This window comes from Caballeronia sp. EK (assembly GCF_014384845.1).
GTDB classification, from domain to species: Bacteria; Pseudomonadota; Gammaproteobacteria; order Burkholderiales; family Burkholderiaceae; genus Caballeronia; species Caballeronia jiangsuensis.
The window spans coordinates 419,973-437,533 of record NZ_JACSUE010000005.1; the positions used below are offsets into that span (position 1 = coordinate 419,973).

14 protein-coding genes are annotated in these 17,561 nt (G+C 65.1%); 8 read left to right on the top strand and 6 right to left on the bottom strand.

Features of this window, described 5'->3' with window-relative positions; all coding sequences use genetic code 11:
* Nucleotides 1-8: 8 nt before the first annotated feature.
* Nucleotides 9-1,532, bottom strand: coding sequence for a xanthine dehydrogenase small subunit (gene xdhA / locus IAG25_RS17470; protein ID WP_187605969.1), 1,524 nt, complete (start codon nt 1,530-1,532; stop codon nt 9-11).
* Between the two features lie 338 nt (nt 1,533-1,870).
* Between xdhA and IAG25_RS17475 the strand changes: the two genes are divergently transcribed.
* A complete protein-coding gene (locus tag IAG25_RS17475; protein ID WP_187605970.1) occupies nt 1,871-3,085 on the top strand; it encodes an MFS transporter in 1,215 nt (404 codons plus the stop codon).
* Nucleotides 3,086-3,106: 21 nt separating this feature from the next.
* Here the strand turns inward: IAG25_RS17475 and IAG25_RS17480 are convergent, their stop codons facing one another.
* The gene (locus IAG25_RS17480) at nt 3,107-6,397 is read right to left on the bottom strand and encodes an ATP-binding protein (protein ID WP_255503769.1); all 3,291 of its coding nucleotides are present in this window, start codon (nt 6,395-6,397) and stop codon (nt 3,107-3,109) included.
* Between the two features lie 171 nt (nt 6,398-6,568).
* On the opposite strand from IAG25_RS17480, the gene IAG25_RS17485 reads away from it, so the two are divergent.
* The 3 genes from IAG25_RS17485 (at nt 6,569) to IAG25_RS17495 (ending at nt 10,272) form a co-directional block, all read left to right on the top strand.
* Complete coding sequence (locus IAG25_RS17485) at nt 6,569-7,315, top strand: GntR family transcriptional regulator (protein WP_187605971.1); 747 nt, start codon at nt 6,569-6,571, stop codon at nt 7,313-7,315.
* A 10-nt stretch (nt 7,316-7,325) separates the two neighbouring features.
* Nucleotides 7,326-8,759 carry a multidrug transporter subunit MdtD gene (mdtD, locus tag IAG25_RS17490; protein ID WP_187605972.1) on the top strand — a complete coding sequence of 478 codons (1,434 nt, stop codon included), beginning with the start codon at nt 7,326-7,328 and terminating at the stop codon, nt 8,757-8,759.
* A 241-nt stretch (nt 8,760-9,000) separates the two neighbouring features.
* Entirely contained in the window at nt 9,001-10,272 is a 1,272-nt protein-coding gene (locus tag IAG25_RS17495; RefSeq protein ID WP_187605973.1) for an EAL domain-containing protein, read from the top strand.
* A 2-nt stretch (nt 10,273-10,274) separates the two neighbouring features.
* Here the strand turns inward: IAG25_RS17495 and IAG25_RS17500 are convergent, their stop codons facing one another.
* The 4 genes from IAG25_RS17500 to xseA form a co-directional block, all read right to left on the bottom strand.
* Entirely contained in the window at nt 10,275-10,427 is a 153-nt protein-coding gene (locus tag IAG25_RS17500) for a hypothetical protein (protein ID WP_035500807.1), read from the bottom strand.
* A 76-nt stretch (nt 10,428-10,503) separates the two neighbouring features.
* A complete protein-coding gene (locus IAG25_RS17505) occupies nt 10,504-11,634 on the bottom strand; it encodes an acyltransferase family protein (RefSeq protein ID WP_187605974.1) in 1,131 nt (376 codons plus the stop codon).
* Between the two features lie 222 nt (nt 11,635-11,856).
* Entirely contained in the window at nt 11,857-12,438 is a 582-nt protein-coding gene (gene sodB / locus IAG25_RS17510; protein ID WP_035500805.1) for a superoxide dismutase [Fe], read from the bottom strand.
* 208 nt (nt 12,439-12,646) lie between these two features.
* Nucleotides 12,647-14,014 carry an exodeoxyribonuclease VII large subunit gene (xseA, locus tag IAG25_RS17515; protein ID WP_187605975.1) on the bottom strand — a complete coding sequence of 456 codons (1,368 nt, stop codon included), beginning with the start codon at nt 14,012-14,014 and terminating at the stop codon, nt 12,647-12,649.
* Between the two features lie 438 nt (nt 14,015-14,452).
* Here xseA and lpxK point away from each other — a divergent pair, with 438 nt between their 5' ends.
* The 4 genes from lpxK (at nt 14,453) to adk (ending at nt 17,410) form a co-directional block, all read left to right on the top strand.
* Nucleotides 14,453-15,469, top strand: coding sequence for a tetraacyldisaccharide 4'-kinase (lpxK, locus tag IAG25_RS17520; protein ID WP_187605976.1), 1,017 nt, complete (start codon nt 14,453-14,455; stop codon nt 15,467-15,469).
* Nucleotides 15,450-15,656 (top strand): Trm112 family protein, encoded by a 207-nt coding sequence (locus IAG25_RS17525; protein WP_187605977.1) that lies wholly within the window; start codon nt 15,450-15,452, stop codon nt 15,654-15,656. Before lpxK ends, IAG25_RS17525 begins: the two co-directional genes overlap by 20 nt.
* Before the next feature lie 8 nt (nt 15,657-15,664).
* Nucleotides 15,665-16,456, top strand: a complete 792-nt coding sequence (kdsB, locus tag IAG25_RS17530; RefSeq protein WP_035500799.1) for a 3-deoxy-manno-octulosonate cytidylyltransferase — start codon at nt 15,665-15,667, stop codon at nt 16,454-16,456.
* Between the two features lie 288 nt (nt 16,457-16,744).
* Nucleotides 16,745-17,410, top strand: coding sequence for an adenylate kinase (gene adk, locus IAG25_RS17535; RefSeq protein ID WP_187605978.1), 666 nt, complete (start codon nt 16,745-16,747; stop codon nt 17,408-17,410).
* Nucleotides 17,411-17,561 lie beyond the last annotated feature (151 nt).

The window sequence follows — 17,561 nt, forward strand, 5'->3', positions numbered from 1 at the left end:
CCTTTCGCTTACTTCGCTTCGACCAGTTCGATTGCACGCACATCCAGCTTCGATTTATCGAGCGGATTGTGCGGACGCGTCTCCAGCCAGAAGCGATACAACAGGCTCTTCGCGGTGTCGAGCCGATAGTCGCTGCTCGCGCGCATGTCGGTGAGCGGCTGGTAATCCTTCGAGAGCGCGATCATCGCGGCCTGGGCGGTGGCTTCGTGCCAGTGCGCGTCCGTCAGAACGGCTTCGGCGTGCGATGCGCGCTTCGGCGTCGCGGCCATGCCGCCGTAGACGAGGCGCGGCTCGCGAATCATGTCGCCATCGGCGATGAAGCTGTACGCGGCGTACACGGCGGAAATATCGGAGTCGAAACGCTTCGACAGCTTGTATGCGCGGAACTGAAGATTCACGCGCTTGCCGTGACGCGTCGGCACACGAATGGCGGCGACGAACTCGTTCGGGTGCATGTCCTTCTTCTGATACGCGATGTACAGGTCTTCGAGCGGCATCTCGCGCGTGCCGTCGACGCTTTGCAGCACGACGCGTGCATTCAGCGCGATGAGGCCGGGCATCGAATCGCCGATCGGCGAGCCGTTCGCGACGTTGCCGCCGAGCGTGCCCGCATTGCGGATCGGCAGCGACGCGAAGCGCAGACGCGTTTCTTCGAGTTCGGGATAGATCTTCACGAGTTCGTCGTACGCGCGATCGACCGACACGCCCGCGCCGATCTCGACCCACTCGTCCGTCGTCTCGACGTGCTTGAACGATTCGATCTGCCCGACATAGACGATGTCGCCGAGATCGCGCAGTTGCTTCGTCACCCACAAACCGACGTCGGTGCTGCCCGCGAGAATGCGCACGTTCGGGTTCTTGTCCTTGATCGCGGCGAGTGCCTCGGCGGTGCGCGGCGCCTCGAACTGGCGGCCGGCGTGCTCGTAGTGGAACGTATCGTCGCGCCGGATGCTTTCGAGCGTGCGGGCCAGCGCCGGCACGTTGACGGGCGCGAGCGGCGCGTGATCGAACATCTGCTCCGCCGCTTCGATGATCGGCCGATAACCCGTGCAGCGGCACAGATTGCCCGTCAGCGCGTCGCTGATTTCCTGGCGCGACGGTTTCGTCTTCTCGCACTTGCCGGCGCAGCCGGTCGTCGCATGGCCGTGCTTTTCGTAGAGCGCGAACATCGACATCGCGAAACCCGGCGTGCAGAAGCCGCACTGCGAGCCGTGGCAATCGACGAGCGCCTGCTGCACCGGATGCAGCGTGCCGTCCGGCTGGCGCAGGTCTTCGACGGTGAAGAGCGCGCGGCCATCGAGCGTCGGCAGGAACTGCACGCACGCGTTCACGGCCTTGAACGCGACGCCGCCCGCGCCGTCCGGCTCGCCGATGACGACCGTGCACGCGCCGCAGTCGCCTTCCGCGCAGCCTTCCTTGGTGCCGGTGCAGCGCGCGTCTTCGCGCAGGTATTGCAGGACGGTGCGCGTCGTCGACGCGCCGCTCACTTCCTGGATCGCATTGCGGTGATAGAAGCGGATCGGCTGGGTCATGGGATGTCTCGGGGCTCTTCGATGCTTTTTTGCTGGTTGCGCGGGATACGCAGCCGGTGGCATTCGCGACTTCGGGGACTTTTTCGGACTGGTCCTGTCGCTTCGATGATTCGAAAGCTATCACCACCAAAAACCACAACCCATAGCCGGCATTGCATGAACGACATATTCTTCGTCCGATATGTGCGCTGAGCCTTGTGCAGCAAGCCTCCGAAGGCTGCCGTCCGATCGTTCTGGCAGGCTATTTGTTCCACCTGGTTACAAAACGCGTGCGATGCTGCGTCGCGACATATGGGACAATCACGCCTTCGCGCCAAATACAACCCCGCAATTTCCCTATGTCCTCCGAGCCTCGCACCAAGCCGCAGGGCGATTTCGCAGTCACGCTGCGGATTCTGCCTGTCGTGCTGTACACGTTCCTTTGCTACCTGACGATCGGCATTCCGCTCGCGGTGCTGCCGGGTTACGTGCATACGGATCTGGGCTACGGCTCGGTCATGGCGGGCGCGGCGATCAGCGTCCAGTATTTCGCAACGCTGATGTCGCGGCCGCTCGCGGGCCGCACCGCCGATACGCTCGGCCCCAAGAAAACCGTGCTGTACGGTCTCGCGGCGTGCGCGGCGAGCGGCGTGCTGCTGCTCGCCTCGGCACTTGCGGCGCAATGGCACGCGGTGAGCCTCGTGCTGCTGGTGATCGCGCGGCTCGTGCTGGGCTTCGGCGAAAGCTGGGTCGGCACGGGATCGATCACGTGGGGCATCGGGCGCGTCGGGGTGACCAATAACGCGAAGGTGATTTCGTGGAACGGCATCGCGACTTATGGCGCACTCGCCATCGGCGCGCCGCTCGGCGTCGCGATCGATCATTCGCTCGGGTTCGCATCGCTCGGGGTGATCGTGATCGCACTCGGCGGCTTCGGCTACTGGCTCGCGACCCGCATGGCGAGCGTGCCGATCGTGCATGGCGAGCGCATGTCCTATCGCAGCGTGTTCTTCCGCGTGTTGCCGCACGGGCTGGGACTCGCGCTCGGTTCGGCGGGCTTCGGCTCCATCGCGACATTCATCACGCTCTACTACGCCGCGCACAACTGGCCGAACGCGGCGCTGTCGCTCACGGTGTTCGGCACGATGTTCATCGGGGCGCGGCTGCTGTTCGCCAACACCATCAAGGCGTATGGCGGGTTTCGCGTCGCGATCGTCTCGTTTGCCTTCGAATGCGGCGGGCTGTTGATGTTGTGGCTTGCCGCAGAGCCCACTTTTGCGCTTGCGGGTGCGGCGTTGACCGGCTTCGGCTTTGCGCTGGTGTTTCCCGCGCTGGGCGTCGAGGCAGTCGGACTCGTGCCGCCGGCGAGCCGTGGCGCGGCGCTTTCCGCGTATTCCGTGTTTCTCGATTTGTCGCTCGGCCTGACCGGGCCGCTCGCGGGCTATGTCGCGGGTGAGTTCGGATATGGGTCGGTGTTTCTGTTTGCCGCGCTGGCGGCGGCCGCGGCGGTGGCGCTGTCGGTTGCGCTTTATATGCGCGCGGGGCGCGGGGTGGGCGGGCCGGCTACGGCCTGATGCGGTTTGCCCGCCGGCGCGTCATCGCGATGCATCGGATGCGGGCGAAACAATACACGCGAGCGGACCCGCGAGCGCGGCATCGAGCGCTTCGGCTTGCGCAATGAATGCCGCAAACGAAGCCGCGATGCGCGCGTCGTCCTCGCCGTTGCGATCTTCATCGACGGCAAGATCGCAGTCGTGCTGCAACGTGACGCACGCGCGCATGAACGGCGTCGCGCCGATCACCGCCGCCGCGCCCTTCATGCGATGCGCGATATCGCGCAGGTGCGCGTGGTCGCACGCGTCGAAGGCGGCGCGCGCGTCGGCCAGATCCTGCGCATTGGCGGCCTTCAACGTATCGATGAGCGTCCCGGCCTGATCGCCGAAACCGGCCAGCAACGCGCGGTCGAACACCGGTGCGTCCGAATCCGGCTCAACTGCGGACGCCTGCGCAGCCGCCGTCGAAACGCCCGGCACGCGGCCGTCGCGCGTCGCGTCGAGCAAGGCGGCGCGCAGACCGTCGAGACCGAGCGGCTTCACGAGACACGCCGTCATGCCCGATGCGACCGCGCGCATCGCCGCGTCGGGTTGCGCGTTCGCCGTCAGGCCGACGATCGGCACGGCGCGTAGCCCCGATCCCTCTTTCGCCTCGTCCTCCCGGATCGTGCGCGCCAGTTCCTCTCCGCTCATTTCGGGCATTGAACAGTCGGTGAGAATCACGTCGAACGCGTGCCGCGCGGCGCGCCAGCGTGCGAGTGCGCTCTTGCCGTCGACGGCCATTTGCGCGCTGCCGCCGAGCAGCCTGATCTGTCCTTCGAGCACGATGCGATTGGCGGGATGATCGTCGACGACGAGCACGCGCAGCCCCGCGAGCGATCCGGCAAGCGCGCCCGCCGGCGCGGACGGCGTCTCGCCCGTCGACGCCATCGCCTCCGTCTCCGGAAAATCGATGCGCACGGTAAAGCGCGTGCCGCGCCCCGACTCGCTCGACAGTTCGATCGTGCCGCCCATCATCGTGGTGAGCCGCTTGCTGATGGTGAGGCCGAGCCCGGTGCCGCCGAGGTTGCGCGCGCGGCCATCGTAGGCCTGCACGTATGGCGTGAACAGCATCGCCTGCTTCTCGGGCTCGATGCCGATGCCCGTGTCGCTCACCGTGAGCGTCACCGCACGCTTGCCGCCCTGTGGCGGCGCGACCCGGTATTCGAGGGTGACCGCGCCGACATCGGTGAATTTGATCGCGTTCGAAAGCAGATTGCCGACGATCTGCCGCAGACGCTGGCCATCGGCGAGCAGCCAGAGCGGGCCCGCATCGGAGCGGCGCCTGACGACGAGCGCGAGCCCCTTCGCGCGCGCGGCCGGCTCGTAGATCGCCGCGACGCCCGCGACCCACGCGTCGATTTCGAGCGGCGCGGGCGCGAGCACGAGGCGCTCGGCCTCGATCTTCGCGACATCCAGCAGATCGTCGATCATGCCGAGCAGATCGCGCGCGGCGCGATGCGCGATCGACAGCGCGCGCTCGGTCGCGGCGCGCTCGCCCGGGGCGCGCAGTTCCATCTCCAGCAGACCGAGCACGGCGTTCATCGGCGTGCGGATTTCGTGGCTCATCGTCGCGAGGAAAGTGGATTTCGCGCGATTCGCCGTTTCCGCTTCTTCCTTCGCGGCGCGCATCGCCCCTTCGGCGGCAATCCGGCGCGCCACCTGCACGCGCATCGTCAGCGCCCAGCCCGCGAGCACGAGCACGAGCGCCACGCCGAGCAGCGCGCCGAGCTCGACTTGCGGACGATGCCGCTCCCAAAGCATCTCGGGATGCTCGGAGAGCTTCCAGCGCGCGCGGATCGTCTCCAGCTCGGGCGGCGGCAGACTCTCGATCGCGCGATTGACGATGCCGAGCAGCACCGGTTCGCTCGCCGCGACGAACAGGCCATGCGGGACCGGCTGAGTCGACAGCGTGCCGCTCAGCACGAGCGAATCGCGAAACGGGTTTTCTACCGCATAGTTGGCGATGGCCAGATCGGCGATGGTCGCATCGGCATCGCCATTCGCCACCGCGCGAAACTGGCCCTCGAACGGTTGCGTGTTGACGATCCGCACATCGGGCGCGCTCTGCCGCAGGAGCGGCTCCAGGAGCGACGAGGCCGGCAGCGCGACGCGTTTGCCCTTGAGCGCGGCAGCGTCGCGCAGTGGCGGCTGGCTGGCTGACGTCACGATCATGAAGATGCCGTCGCCGGTCGGCTTGCTGAGCACGGCGCCGGGCAGCGCCGACGTCTCGCCCACGCCGTAGGGCAGGATCGCGGAGGCGCCGCTGCGCAGGTCGGCCACCAGTTGTTCGGGCGTATCGCGCATGCGGGGCTCGAAGCGCAGGCCGGTCACGCGCGAGATCGCGTCGAGGATATCGGCCGCGATGCCCGCCGGCTCCCCGCGCGCATCGCGAAACGTCCACGGCGCGCCCTGCACGAGCATCGAATAGTGCACCACCGGGTGCGCGCGCACCCACGCAAGCTCTTGCGCCGTGAGCTCGATCGGCCTCTCCCGCGTGACCGCGAAGGCGCCCGGATTCCAGCGTGCGCGCGCGAGAAGAATGAACTCGGGCGGCAGCCCCGCAAGGGCGCCGTCGACCCGCTGCCGCAGCGCGAGCGCGCTTTGACGATCCGCCGCGAAGGCGAAGCGGTAGCCGTCTCCATCGAAGGCGGCAAGGTCGGTAATGGTCAGATTCGGCAGGTAGTAATGGGTGATCGCGTAGCCGGAAGCAATCATGTCGCCCACGAACGCGTCGGCGTCGCCCAACGAGACGGCGAGCAGCGCGCCGATCAGGTCTGGATACGCGACCGGCCGCATCGACGGATAAGCGGACTGCAGGCGCGCCGGCGAAACCTGCGCGTCGACGTAAGCGAGTCGGTGCCTCGACGGACGTTTCGCGAGCGGCTCGACGTAGATCTGCTTGATCGGCAGGTACTGGCGGGTGTATGCGAGCGCGGCGCCGCTGTCCACGCCGGTCGCGCCCGTCGCCATGTCGATGTCGCCGCGCGCGAGCGCCGCCATCAGCGCGGCGCGGTTCGGATAGATACGCCATTGCGTGTCGAGGTCGAGCGCGCGGGCGATGGCATCCACGTAATCAGCCGAGATCCCGCGCGGCGCGGTGTCATGCGGGTACGCCATGTCGAGCGGCGGCGCGACGCCCGGCGCCGCGCCGACGACGATGCGCTCCTTCGCGCCCGCCGCCGTCGCGCACAGCGCCCAGGTCAGAACGACGACGACGACGCCCATGCACGCGCGCCATTGCACGCGCGCGCCCCGCGCATCGCCGCCACGATGTCTCGCACGATCGAACAAGCCCTCTCCCCGGAATGAGCGGTACGGCCAGTGTCTCAAAAAGACCGGTGTGCGTATATCGCCGGTGGGGCCACGGTCGCACGTATCATTGCGAGGCACGAAACGCCGCGCCGTTACGCGGATCGGGCCGCATGTCTTAAAATCCCCGCTTGGCCCATTAGCGTCCGCTTTATGAACCCGACCTCGGAAGACCGCTGGTGCGACTTGCGCCCGGACCCGGACAGCGACACTCCGCTCTATCTTCAACTCGCTCGCAAGCTCGCCAACGCCATCCACGACAATCGGTGGAACGCCGGCGAAGCGCTGCCTTCGGAGCGCGTGCTGTCGGAAGCGCTCGGCGTCTCGCGGATCACGTCACGGAAAGCGATCGCGCTGCTCGTCGAGCAAGGGCTGATTCGCCGCGAGCAAGGCGCGGGCAGTTTCATCACGCCGCGTTACGAAGATCCGCTCTCGCGTCTGTCGAGCTTTTCCGAGATGCTGCGGCGGCGCGGCTTCAAGCCCAGCTCGAAATGGCTTTCGCGCACCATCGAGCCCGCCAATCGCGATGAAGTCATCCAGCTCGGCCTCTCGCCCGCGGCCACTGTCACGCGCCTGAAACGGCTGCGCCTCGCCGACGACATCGTGATGGCCGTCGAGAACTCCACGTTTCCCGCGTCGTGCATCCCCGATCCGCAGGCCATCGGCGATTCGCTGTACAGCTATCTCGATGCGCGCGGGCTCTCCATCGTGCGCGCGCTTCAGCATTTTCGCGCGGTGAACGCGAGCCCGGAAATCGCGCAGCAAATGGGCATCGCGCCGCACGACGCGCTTCTGCTCATCACGCGCGTCGGCTACACGGCCGATCAGCGCGCGATCGAGCTCACCGATACCTACTGCCGCAACGACTACTACGATTTCGTCGCCGAGCTGCGAAAGTGATCTCCGCCCAATGACCGACACCGCCGCAGCCCAGCCGTCCGACCGATCGCTTTCCATCATGCTGTGGCTCGTCGCCACGGGCTTCTTCATGCAGACGCTCGATTCGACGATCGTCAATACCGCGCTCCCCGCGATGGCCCGAAGCCTGGGCGAAGCGCCATTGCGCATGCAGGGCGTCGTGATCGCCTACTCGCTCACGATGGCGATGATGATCCCCGTCTCCGGCTGGCTCGCCGACAAGCTCGGCACCAAGCGCGTGTTCTTCAGCGCGATTCTCGTGTTCACGATCGGCTCGCTGTTGTGCGCGAAAGCGCAGTCGTTGCAGGCGCTCGTCGCGTATCGCGTGGTTCAGGGCGTGGGCGGCGCGATGCTGCTGCCGGTCGGACGTCTCGCCGTGCTGCGCGTGTTTCCAGCGGAACGGTATCTCTCGGCGCTCGCGTTCGTCGCGATTCCGGGGCTGATCGGCCCGCTTATCGGCCCGACGCTCGGCGGCTGGCTCGTGCAGATCGCGTCGTGGCACTGGATCTTTCTCATCAACGTGCCGGTCGGCGTGATCGGCTGCATCGCGACGAATCTGTACATGCCGGACAGCCGCAATCCGGCGACCGCGCCCTTCGATCTCGCCGGCTATCTGCTGCTCGCCGTCGGCATGGTCGCGCTGACGATCTCCCTCGACGGTCTCGCCGATCTCGGCCTGCAGCATGCGATCGTCATCGTGCTGCTCGTGCTCTCCTTCGGCTGCTTCGTCGCCTACGGCCTGCACGCGACGCGCGCCGCCCAGCCGATCTTCTCGCTCGATCTCTTCAAGATTCACACCTTCAGCGTCGGGCTGCTCGGCAATCTGTTCGCGCGTATCGGCAGCGGCGCGATGCCGTATCTGATTCCGCTGCTGCTGCAGGTGAGCCTCGGCTACACGGCGTTCCAGGCCGGCATGATGATGCTGCCCGTCGCGGCCGCCGGCATGGCGTCGAAGCGCGCGGTCACGCGTCTCATCGAAAAGCACGGCTATCGGCGCGTGCTGGTCGTGAACACGGTGCTGGTCGGGTTGATGATGGCGAGCTTCGGACTCGCGAGCGCGCACCAGCCGCTCTGGCTGCGGCTCGCGCAACTGGCGGTCTTCGGCTCAGTCAATTCGATGCAGTTCACCGCGATGAACACGCTCACGCTGAAGGATCTCGGCACCGGCGGCGCGAGCAGCGGCAACAGCCTGTTCTCGCTCGTGCAGATGCTTTCGATGAGTCTCGGCGTGACCGTCGCGGGGGCGATACTGTCGACGTTCACGGGACTCTTGCCGCAAGTCACCGAAACGAACTCGTTGCCCGCGTTCCACGCGACATTCATGTGCGTCGGCATCATTACAGCTGCGACGGCGTGGATCTTCGGGCAACTCGCGCCGGAGGTACGGGCAACGCGCAGGAAGCCCGATCCGTCCGAATCGAACTGAATCCGATCGGTTCGGCAAAGGATCGCGCACCACGGCGGTGCCCCCTGCGCACGATTGCGCGGCGCGCGTTCCCGCGTCTGCGGCACGACCGTCCAATCCGCACACGAATAGGCACGCCCGACGCACCCGATAACCGCTGCGGCCCGCCTGGATATTGAATTTGCACGCTTTTTGCTCGAACTGCCGGATGCCGATCCGGTAAACTATCTCGATAAAATTCACCGCCTTGCGCCCCGACACCATGAGCATGGTTGATCTCGACCCTCCACGCTTCCAGCCGCCCCGGCCCGTCGCCGGCGACGATGGATCGCGTCGCACCGTGCTGTACGGCGAGTACACCGTTTTCAGCGTGTTCCAGCCCGTGTTTTCCGTGTCGCACCGGCGCGCGATCGGCTATCACGCGTCCTTGCGCGCCCGCGACGACGCGCATCGCCACATTCCGTCTCACGAAGTCTTCACGCAAGCCGCTCGACGCGGCGATCTGCTCGAACTCGGCCGGCTCGCTGAGTCGCTGCATCTGGGCAACTTCAACGCGTTCGACAGCCACGACGAATGGCTTTTCCTCAGCCTGCATCCCGCCGCGCTGATGGATACGAGTTACGGCGACGCCCTGCTCGCATCGCTCAAGGATATCGGCCTGCCGCCGCAGCGCGTCGTGCTCGAAGTCCCCGAGCAGGCGGGCGGCGAGACGACGCGATTCGCCGAAATCGTCGATTCGCTGCGCAAGTCGGGCTTTCTGATCGCGCTGGACGGCTTCGGCGTGAAGCATTCGAACATCGATCGCGTGTGGCATCTGCGGCCCGATATCGTGACGCTCGACCGCTGCATCCTGCAGCAGGCGACCGAGCATTCGCATATCGAGCGCGTGCTGCCGCGTCTCGTGTCGCTGCTCCACGAATCCGGCCAGCTCGTCTTGATGGGCGGCCTCGCGACCGAGCGCGACGCGTTGATCGCACTCGAATGCAACGTCGACTTCGTGCAAGGCGCGTATTTCGCGCAGCCGAGCGTCGATGCGGTTCACAGCGAAGTCGCGGCGGGCGTGATGGACGCGCTGTCGGCGGCATCGCGCGAACGCGTCGCGGCGCGCGAGCGGGCGCAAGTCACGCGTCTCGGACCGTACGTGAGCGGGCTGGAGCGCGCATCGGTCAAGCTGATGGAAGGCGAATCGCTCGTCACCGCGACGAGCGAGTTGCTGCAACTCGCCGACACCGCCCGATGCTTCCTGCTCGATCAGGCCGGACGGCAGATCGGCGACAACGTCGTGCCGATCGTGCGCACCTCGCAACGCGCGAAGCGCTTCAGCCCGCTGTTGCATTCGGAGGGCGCGAGCTGGGAACGCCGGCCTTATTTCATCGAGGCGCTGCGCGCGCCGGGACGTGTGCATCTGACGGCGCCGTATCTCTCGATCAACGATGCGCACCTTTGCGTGACGGCGTCTATCGCGGCGCAGACGCCTTATGGATTACAGGTGCTGTGCGTGGATATCAACTGGGAAGGCGCGAAGCAGCGCTAGGGCTACGCGCCGTTGCCGGAATCGGGACGAAGCAGATCGAAACCGGCGAGTACCAGCACGCCGGAGAGCACGATGAGCGCGGCGGAATGGCGGCCGAAATACAGCAACGCGGCCGCCGACCAGGCCGCGAGGCACAGGCCTGCGAAGCGTTTCATGGCGATGCGATTCGGAACATGACGACAAGCCGACATTTTAGGCTCGCGTTCCAGCCCGTGCAGCGACGGCATGCGCTCAGGCGCCGAGCGTCGCCCTGCCGCGGTGCTTGCTCCGGCTCAGATACCGGCCCAGTCGAATCGACGGCTTTTCGATCGCATAGTATCCGGCGATGCTGACCGGAAGAATCAGCACGGCGGCGATCAACATCGACATGCCGTGATACGTCTCGCCGAAATAATGCAGCACGCCCAGCAGCACGATACAGTGCAGCAGATACAGGCTGAAGGAAATCTTGCCGAGAAATACCAATGGCCGCGCAGCCAGAAAATCGGCAAACGGCCTGAGCGAAATCGCGAGAATCAAAATGCCGGTCACGGCAGGAAGGACGACCCAATCGTCGGCAAAACCGCGCAGCACATCGTTGGATATCAAATGGCGATTCACCGAGCCAACGAGGACATATAGAGCGAGAGAAATCACCAATGCGCCGAAAAGCCAGCGCGGAGAAATCGGCGCAAGTTTCGACACGATGGCGTTGCGATATCGCGCAATCAGGGCGCCCAGCACGAACATCGACATGTAGTGAATGGTTGGAATCCACTCGCCCCGAAGACTCGCTTCCATGAGCGTCCGGTGCAGAGGGAAGTAATAACCGAACGCCGCGAGTGACAGGCCGGCACTCAGCGCTATGGAAAACCAGAGCGGCATGGCAAACACTACGACTATCAGAATCGGAAAGATGAGCGAGATACGCATCTCGTAGACCAACGACCAGAGCACCGGGTCCAGCGTGCTGTTGCTGAATGGAATCAGAAAGTAGATATGGTTCAGCAGATCATGCCGATCGATACCTGCATGCCATGCCTCGTTGACCCACTCGCCGGTCCACGACAGATTCGACCGGTAAAGCACGCAATACGCTGCATATGCGGCGAGTACCGCAAACAAGTAAGGTATATAAATCCGGCAGACGCGCTTGACGACGAACTCGGCGAAACCTGGCCTGCTTTCTCCGGTGACCTGCAAAGTCAGCGCAAAGCCGCTCAGCGCGAAGAACAGAATCACGGCGGAATGTCCCTCCGCGATTACGCGCCACGGGACATGCTGAAGCCATCGTGTCAGTGTGATTTGCGAATAGTGATTGAATACGACGGTCAAAGCGGCAATGCCGCGCAATGAATCGAGTTGGTGATAGCGTGTCGTCAATGTTCAGCTCGCGTCTTGGTTGGCCGGGCCAATATGCAGAATCGGAAGCCAGTTCGGCGACCCCGATCCCGTTAGACTGAGTGAGACTTCGACGTTCCCCAAAAAACGCTGGCATACTTAAACTGCCGGGCGCACCAATAAAAAAGCCCTCTTTCGAGGGCTTTCTTTTCGCTTGCGGCGCTCTGAAAACCAAAGAACGCCGCAACCGATTTTCACGCGCAATCAGGCACCGAAATTCTTCGCTGCGAAATCCCAGTTCACGATATTCCAGTAAGCCTCGATGAACTTCGGACGCGCATTGCGATAGTCGATGTAATAAGCATGTTCCCACACGTCGATGGTCACGAGCGCCTTCGCGTCGGTCGTGAGCGGCGTGGCGGCATTGCTCGTCGACACGATATCCACCGTGCCGTCGGTCTTCTTCACGAGCCAGGTCCAGCCCGAACCGAACGTGCCGGTTGCGACCTTGGCGAATTCTTCCTTGAACTTGTCGTAGGAACCGTACTTTGCGTTGATCGCGTCAGCCAGCGCGCCGGTCGGTGCGCCGCCGCCGTTCGGCGACAGGCTGTTCCAGAAGAACGTGTGATTCCAGACTTGCGCGGAGTTGTTGAACACGCCGCCCGACGATTTCTTCACGATCTCTTCGAGAGGCAGGTTCTCGAATTCGGTGCCGGGAATCAGCTTGTTCAGGTTCGTCACATAGGTCTGGTGGTGCTTGCCATAGTGATACTCGAGCGTTTCTTCCGACATGTGCGGAGCGAGCGCGTTCTTGTCGAACGGCAGCGGCGGGAGCGTATGTTCCATGATGCGAGCTTCCTTTCTATGTGGATTGTGGGATTGTGAGGATTGAAGCGTGGAGCAATGGATTGTAGGCGAGTTGGGATAACCCAGCAAACCGTGTGCCCTTTATGAGAAAGATTGCTTTCCATATGCCTCACACGGCGTAAAAAGTGCTCTGGCGAGCCTCGTCGGGCACGTCAAATGTACGCCGATTTCTCGTGTCGCGTCGACTTCAGAATTCGTCTGACAGACGCGGCTGGACATCGGCGAGCAACACGTCCGCGGAGCCTTCCGCGAGATGAACGGTGAGCGGCCGCCTCGGTTTCAACGCGTTCGGCGCACGCACGGCGCGGCCGGTTTGAGCGTCGATCAATGCGGCATAGCCGCGTTCCAGCGTGCGCTGCGGACTGAGCACCTGCAAGCGCGCCGCCAGTTCCGAGACGCACGCTTTCTCGCGCTCCGCGCGTCGCTCATGCGCGCCGCCGATCCGCTGCGCAAGCCGCAGCAGATGCTCGCGTTCTGTAGCCACGTCCGGACGCCTGCGCTGCCAGCGATACTGCACCAGCGCGAAATGCGCGCGCGCATCGCGCACGGGCCGCGCGCCCGCGGTACTGAGACGGCTCGCCAGTTGCCGCAGATGCGCACGCTGCCGCGCGAGCCGCTCCGCCGGACTCACGAGTCTGCGCGCGAGCCAGTCGAGTTGCTGCGCGCGCCGCTCCATCATCCGGCCGAAGCCGCGCGCGAGCGCCGCATGCCGATGATCCAGCTCGCGCAACAGCAGCACGCGCTGCGGGCTGACGAGTTCGGCGGCGGCGGTCGGCGTCGGCGCGCGCACGTCGGCGGCGAAATCGGCGATGGTGAAATCCGTTTCGTGACCGACGCCGCTCACCACCGGCAACTCGCTCGCCGCGATCGCGCGGGCGAGCACTTCCTCATTGAACGCCCACAGATCCTCGATCGATCCGCCGCCACGGCACACGATCAGCACATCGACTTCGCGGCGCGCATTCGCGGCTTCGACCATCGCCGCGAGCTTCGCGCCGACGCCCGCGCCCTGCACCGGCGCCGGATACACGACGACCGGCACATGCGGCGCACGACGCGCGAGCGTGGTGAGCACGTCGCGCAAAGCGGCGGCCTGCAACGACGTCACGATGCCGATGCCGCGCGGATGCGTCGGCAGCGCGCGTTTGCGCTCGGCCGCGAAGAGTCCTTCGCTTTCGAGTTGCGCCTTCAGCCGTAGGAACGCCTCGTAGAGCCGGCCCTGCCCCGTGCGCCGCACCGCTTCCACGTTGAGCTGCAACTCGCCGCGCGGTTCGTACATCGTGACGAGCGCGCGCACCTCGATCTTGTCGCCTTCTCGCGGCATGAACTCGGCGTATTGCGCACGGCCGCGAAACATTACGCAGCGCATCTGCGCATTCGCGTCCTTGATCGAAAAGTACCAATGGCCGCTCGCCGCACGCGTGAAGTTCGACACCTCGCCCGACACCCACACGAGCGGGAACGACCGTTCGAGCATCGAGCTGATTGCGCGATTGAGTGCTGAAACGGGGATGACGGCATCGCCGCTTTGCGACGGCAGGGAATCGGGAGTCATGTCTGATGGGAAAAATATTTGCGCCGCGGCCGCCGTGTCCGATGGACAAATGCCGCTGAACGAGGTACGCAAGTGTAGCAAGTGTCCACACAGAAAGACTTACCGCAATGCGCGCCGGATCATCGCCAGAGGCCCCTGACTTCGTTACAAGCCATTGATTCTTTGACGATTTATTTTCATGAACACTGTAATCCCCGAAGCAACTCTTTCCTGACGCGGCGATGCGCCCGACGCGCCGCAAGTTCTTCACAGACTTATCCACAGGCGCTCGAATTGCACCGGGCCGAATCCTCACCCATGCTCGCGACTGGCGCCCACGGCTCACGCGCGCTAGAGTGCCGGGTTCCAGCACCCGCCAACCGTACTCCGAGGAGCTGCCGTTGCACGCCATGCCGTACCCGACCTGCCGCCCGCCAGCGTTCAGCGCGAAGGCGGTCCATGTCTGATTTCAAGCCGCCGATCGAGAACTTTCTCGCCCGCGAATGGCGCCGTCGCGGTCCCGTCGCCTGGGCGCTGACGCCCTTCGCCTGCATTTTCGGCGCGATCGCAGCCACGCGCCGCGCCTTTTTCGAACTGGGCTGGATCAAGCGCGTCGATGTCGGCGTGCCGGTGGTCGTCGTGGGCAACGTGACCGTCGGCGGGACGGGCAAGACGCCGACGGTCATCGCGCTCGTCGAGGCGTTGCGCGCCGCCGGGTTTCAGCCGGGCGTGGTCTCGCGCGGCTACGGCGCGAAGGTCGCGAAGCCGACGAGCGTCACGCCGACGTCCGCCGCCGCGCAGGTCGGCGACGAGCCGCTCCTGATCGCACGGCGCACGCACGCGCCGGTGTTCGTCTGCCCGGATCGCGTCGCCGCCGCGAAGGCGCTGATCGAAGCGCATCCGAACGTCGATGTCCTCGTCTCCGACGACGGCCTGCAGCACTACCGCCTCGCGCGCGCGTTCGAGCTCGTCGTGTTCGATGCCCGCCTCGGCGGCAACGGCTTTCTGCTGCCCGCGGGTCCGTTGCGCGAGCCGATGTCGCGTCGCCGGGACGCGACGCTCATCAACAGTCCGTACGAGCGCACGCTGCCGCCGTGGCCGGACACGTTCGCGCTCGAACTCGAATCCGGCGACGCATGGCTGCTCGACGATCCGCATCAGCGTCGTCCGCTCGATCAGTTCGCGGGCGAGAAAGTGGTCGCGGCGGCGGGCATCGGCTCGCCGGAGCGCTTCTTCGCGACGCTGCGCGCGGCGGGCATCACGCCCGCGACACGCGCGTTCCCCGATCACTATTCGTATCGCGAGAATCCGTTCGCGGGCATCGAAGCCGATGCGATCCTGATCACCGAAAAGGATGCAGTAAAATTTGGGGCCTGGCGCGACGCACGCATCTGGGTCGTTCCGGTTCAAGCCGTGCTCAGACCGCGCCTCATCGCTCTTGTTGTGGAGAAACTCCGTGGACGCACGTCTGCTTGAAATCCTCGTTTGCCCGATCTGCAAAGGCCCGCTCAGTTACGATCGCGCGGCGCAGGAACTCGTCTGCAGCGCCGACAAGCTCGCCTATCCGATCCGCGACAGCATTCCCGTGATGCTCGTCGACGAAGCGCGGCAGACGGTCGAAGGCACGCCCGTCGAGCCGATCAAGCCGAACGGCGACGCCTGAGCGCTGACATGTCCGTTCCGTTCATCGCGGTCATTCCGGCGCGTCTCGCTTCCACCCGCCTGCCGAACAAGCCGCTCGCCGATATCGGCGGCAAGCCGATGGTCGTGCGCGTCGCCGAGCGCGCGCGCGAATCCGGCGCGAGCCAGGTGCTCGTCGCGACCGATTCCGACCGTGTGGTCGAGGCCGTGCGCGATCACGGCATCGAAGTGATGATGACGCGCTCGGATCATCCCACCGGCACGGACCGTCTCGCCGAAGTCGCGACGCGCCTGAACTGGGACGACGACGCGATCGTCGTCAACGTGCAGGGCGACGAGCCGCTCATCGATCCGCAACTCGTGCGCGATGTCGCCGCGCACCTCGCCGCGCGCCCCGAATGCGCGATCGCCACGGCCGCGCATCCGATTCACGATCCCGCCGACGTCTTCAATCCGAACGTGGTGAAGGTCGTGCTCGATGCGAAGAGCGTCGCGCTCTACTTCTCGCGCGCGCCGATTCCGTGGACGCGCGATCTCTGGCAGCCGCACTGGCCGGACGTCGCCGCGCTCGGGAAACTGCCTTCAGTGCCGGAGAACGTGCTGCGCCACATCGGGCTCTATGCCTATCGCGCGAAGTTTCTGCGCGACTTTCCCACGCTCGCGCAAGCGCCGATCGAAGCCGCCGAAGCGCTCGAGCAACTGCGCGCGCTGTGGCACGGCGAGCGCATCGCGGTGCGCGTGACGCAGGACGCGCCGCCGCCGGGCGTCGATACACCCGCCGATCTCGAGCGCGTCCAGGCGCTCTTCCCCACAGCCGACTGAGCGCTGCCGCACAACCCGTGTAAACCCCGCCGACGCCCGATTGGCGGGGGTTTTTGGCGATTTCTATCCGCGTTATTACGGTCGCGATCGTAAGGAGCCGTGGCATAATCAAGCGATTGCGCGAGCCTTCCGGTCAGCGCCACGCTCAACGTTGCGCCGCTGTCCGCAGGTGCCCGCCGTCTCCTTTCGGCCGCGCGCCCTGTCGTCGACGCCGCACGAGCCAAGCCACCGGATGTCAAATCAGCCTCGCGGCTTGAAGCGGTTTATAGACGATTCGGAGAGATCACCATGCGTTTGATCCTGTTGGGCGCACCCGGTGCGGGCAAGGGCACCCAGGCAAACTTCATCAAGGAGAAATTCGGCATTCCGCAGATTTCGACCGGCGACATGCTGCGCGCAGCCGTCAAGGCAGGCTCGCCGCTCGGCGTCGAGGCGAAGCGCTACATGGACGCGGGCGAGCTGGTGCCGGATTCGCTCATCATCAATCTCGTGAAGGAACGTCTGCAGGCCGACGACTGCCAGAACGGCTATCTCTTCGACGGCTTTCCGCGCACGCTGCCGCAAGCCGAAGCCATGAAAGACGCAGGCGTCGCGATCGACTACGTGCTCGAGATCGATGTTCCCTTCGACGAAATCATCACCCGCATGAGCGGCCGCCGCGTGCATGCCGCATCGGGCCGCACGTATCACGTCAAGTTCAATCCGCCGAAGGTCGACATGACCGACGACGTCACCGGCGAGCCGCTGATCCAGCGCGACGACGACAAGGAAGAGACCGTGAAGAAGCGTCTCGACGTGTATGTCGCGCAGACCAAGCCGCTGATCGCGTACTACAACGACTGGGCGAAGAGCGGCGAAGCGCCGAACGGTTTGAAGGCGCCGGCGTATCGCAAGATCGCGGGCACCGGCACCGTCGATGAAATCCGCACGCGCGTGTTCGACGCGCTGAAGTAAAGCGCGCTACGCTTAAGGCCCGAAAAAAACCCGCTCTCGACGAGCGGGTTTTTTTACGCCTTTAAATCCGCATGATCGATGTGCGATTTTGCGATCACGGGCTTCGCTACAATCGACGCGTTTCCCAAAAGGACTACATCGGCGCGAGCGG